Annotated in this window: 3 protein-coding genes; all 3 read left to right on the top strand. The window is 67.7% G+C overall.

Going from position 1 to position 3,418, the window contains the following annotated elements:
- Window positions 1-393 (top strand): RNA-binding S4 domain-containing protein (locus FUT87_RS15480; RefSeq protein ID WP_255511864.1); only part of this gene is annotated, 393 nt, incomplete at its 5' end.
- 311 nt (window positions 394-704) lie between these two features.
- The gene (gene grpE / locus FUT87_RS15475) at window positions 705-1,247 is read left to right on the top strand and encodes a nucleotide exchange factor GrpE (protein WP_099861786.1); all 543 of its coding nucleotides are present in this window, start codon (window positions 705-707) and stop codon (window positions 1,245-1,247) included.
- Between the two features lie 146 nt (window positions 1,248-1,393).
- The gene (gene dnaK, locus FUT87_RS15470; protein WP_147241582.1) at window positions 1,394-3,376 is read left to right on the top strand and encodes a molecular chaperone DnaK; all 1,983 of its coding nucleotides are present in this window, start codon (window positions 1,394-1,396) and stop codon (window positions 3,374-3,376) included.
- The last annotated feature ends 42 nt before the right edge of the window (window positions 3,377-3,418 follow it).

Raw genomic sequence — 3,418 nt, 5'->3', positions numbered from 1 at the left:
CTGCGCCTGGACAAGTGGCTCTGGGCCGCCCGCTTCTACAAGACCCGCTCGATCGCCGTCGAGGAGATCGGCAAGGGCCGCGTGACCGTCAACGGCCAGGCGGTGAAGGCCTCGCGCGAACTGCGTCCCGGCGACATGGTGCAACTGCGCCAGGGCGTGGTGGCCCGCGAGGTCAAGGTGCTCGGTCTCAGCAGCGTCCGCGGTCCGGCGCCGGTCGCCCAGACGCTGTACGAGGAGACGCCGGACAGCATCGCCGCCCGCGAGCGCGCGGCCGAGGCGCGCCGCCTGGCCCCCGAGCCGGCCGACACCATCGTCCAGGGCCGCCCGACCAAGCACGACCGCCGCAAGCTGGCCGAGTGGGACGACCGCTGGAGCGCCAGCATCGACGAATGACCGCCGGTCCCCTCCCCCGAAGTCCCCGGTCGCAAAACCGTGAAAGGACGACAGGGGTTGGGGACGGCATGGCTTGGGGTTTCGGCGCTGGCCGCCGGGGCCCCAAGCCATGGCGGCCAACGCCCCGACCTCCGCAGTAAGAAGCGCCGCTAGCAGGCCCCCGGCTTGCCCGCGCACCGATGCCAAAATCCCCCTCTTGAAGTTCCGGCCATGGGCCCCAGATGCGGCGGGTCGCCCGACGCAGACTGGCTCCCACCGACGCCGGTCCCCTTCCGAAGAGAAGTCGGGCTCCGCTTTGGGGCCATCCAACCATGACGACTGACAACCAACAACCCGACCCGACGCTGGACGAACTGACCCAGCAAGCTGCCGCCGCGGCCGCCGCCTCGGTGCCCGAGACGCTGGAGGCCAAGCTCGCCGACACCGAACGCCGCCTGGCCGAGATGTCCGACGCCTATCTGCGCGCCAAGGCCGAAGTTGAGAACACCCGCCGCCGCGGCGAGGAAGACACGGCCAAGGCCCGCAAGTTCGCGGTCGAGGGCTTCGCCGACGCGATGCTGCCGGTGGTGGACAGCCTGACCGCCGCCATCGCCCGCCCGGACGCCAGCGTCGAGCAGGTGCTCGAGGGCGTGCACGCCACGCTGCGCCAGCTGCAGTCCGCGCTGGAGCGCAACAAGGTGCTGGAGATCAATCCGGCCGCCGGCACCAAGTTCGACCCCCACCAGCACCAGGCGATCTCGATGGTCCCGGCGGACCAGGATCCCAACACGGTCGTGACCGTGCTGCAGAAGGGCTTCCTGATCGCCGACCGCGTGCTGCGCCCGGCGCTGGTCACCGTGTCCGCCCCCAAGTAAGCACAGCGAAAAATCGATCGGGGCCCTTGAACCCGGCGAAGTTATCCACAGATCAGCAGCATCCCGGAACGTTGTTTCAGCCGCTCGCTCCACCGAGCCTCCCACGCTGACCGTTCCGCCAGTTTTTCCCTATTCAGGAGCACCACATGGCTAAGAAGAAGATCATCGGCATCGACCTGGGCACGACCAACTCGTGCGTGGCGGTGATGGAAGGCAACACCACCCGCGTCATCGAGAACGCGGAAGGCGCCCGCACCACCCCGTCGATCATTGCGTACCAGGAAGACGGCGAGGTGCTGGTCGGCGCCTCGGCCAAGCGCCAGGCGGTGACCAACCCGAAGAACACCCTGTACGCGGTCAAGCGCCTGATCGGCCGCAAGTTCTCGGAGAAGGAAGTCCAGAAGGACATCGACCTGATGCCCTACACCATCGCCGCGGCCGACAACGGCGACGCGTGGGTGGAAGTGCGCGGCAAGAAGCTGGCGCCGCCGCAGGTCTCCGCGGAAGTGCTGCGCAAGATGAAGAAGACCGCCGAGGACTACCTCGGCGAGGAAGTGACCGAGGCGGTCATCACCGTCCCGGCCTACTTCAACGACGCGCAGCGCCAGGCGACCAAGGACGCCGGCCGCATCGCCGGCCTGGACGTCAAGCGCATCATCAACGAGCCCACCGCCGCGGCCCTGGCCTTCGGCCTGGACAAGCACGGCGCGGGCGACCGCAAGATCGCGGTGTTCGACCTGGGCGGCGGCACCTTCGACATCTCGATCATCGAGATCGCCGACGTCGACGGCGAGAAGCAGTTCGAGGTGCTGTCCACCAACGGCGACACCTTCCTGGGCGGCGAGGACTTCGACCAGCGCATCATCGACTACATCATTGCCGAGTTCAAAAAGGAGCAAGGCGTCGACCTGACCAAGGACGTGCTGGCGCTGCAGCGCCTGAAGGAAGCGGCCGAGAAGGCCAAGATCGAGCTGTCCAACTCCTCGCAGACCGACGTCAACCTGCCCTACATCACGGCCGACGCCACCGGTCCGAAGCACCTGAACATCAAGCTGACCCGCGCCAAGCTGGAGTCGCTGGTGGACGAGCTGATCGAGCGCACCATCGCCCCCTGCCGCACCGCGATCAAGGACGCCGGCGTGTCGGTGAGCGAGATCGACGACGTCATCCTGGTCGGCGGCATGTCCCGCATGCCCAAGGTGCAGGAGAAGGTCAAGGAGTTCTTCGGCAAGGACCCGCGCAAGGACGTGAACCCCGATGAGGCGGTGGCCGTGGGCGCCGCGATCCAGGGCCAGGTCCTGGGCGGCGAGCGCACCGACGTGCTGCTGCTGGACGTCACCCCGCTGAGCCTGGGCATCGAGACCCTGGGCGGCGTGATGACCAAGATGATCAAGAAGAACACGACCATCCCGACCAAGTTCAGCCAGACCTTCTCGACCGCCGAGGACAGCCAGCCCGCGGTGACCATCAAGGTCTACCAGGGCGAGCGCGAGATGGCGCAGGCCAACAAGAGCCTGGGCGAGTTCAACCTGGAAGGCATCCCGCCGGCGCCGCGCGGCGTGCCGCAGATCGAGGTGAGCTTCGACATCGACGCCAACGGCATCCTGCACGTCGGCGCCAAGGACAAGGGCACCGGCAAGGAAAACAAGATCACCATCAAGGCGAACTCCGGCCTGTCCGAGGCCGAGATCGAGAAGATGGTGAAGGACGCCGAGGCCAACGCCGCCGAGGACAAGAAGAAGGTCGAGCTGGTGCAGGCCAAGAACCAGGCCGACGGCCTGGTGCATTCGGTGCAGAAGTCGCTGGCCGAGCACGGCGACAAGCTGGACGCCGGCGAGAAGGAGAAGATCGAGGCCGCGATCAAGGACCTGGAAGAAGCCATCAAGGGCGAGGACAAGGCCGACATCGACGCCAAGACCGAAGCGCTGATGACCTCCAGCCAGAAGCTGGGCGAGAAGATGTACGCCGACGCGCAGGCGGCCCAGGCGGCGGCCGGTGCCGCGGGCGCCACTGGTGCGGCGGGTGCGGCGGGTGCGGACCACGCCGAGGCGGCCGCGCAGTCCTCGTCCAAGCCGGCCGACGACAACGTCGTGGACGCCGAGTTCAAGGAAGTCAAGGACTCGAAGTAAGCCGTGCGCGCCGACCCCGGTCGGCGCCGCGATCGGCAACCG

This window comes from Mitsuaria sp. TWR114, assembly GCF_007997345.1.
This window is presented reverse-complemented; position numbering and strand designations above follow the sequence as displayed.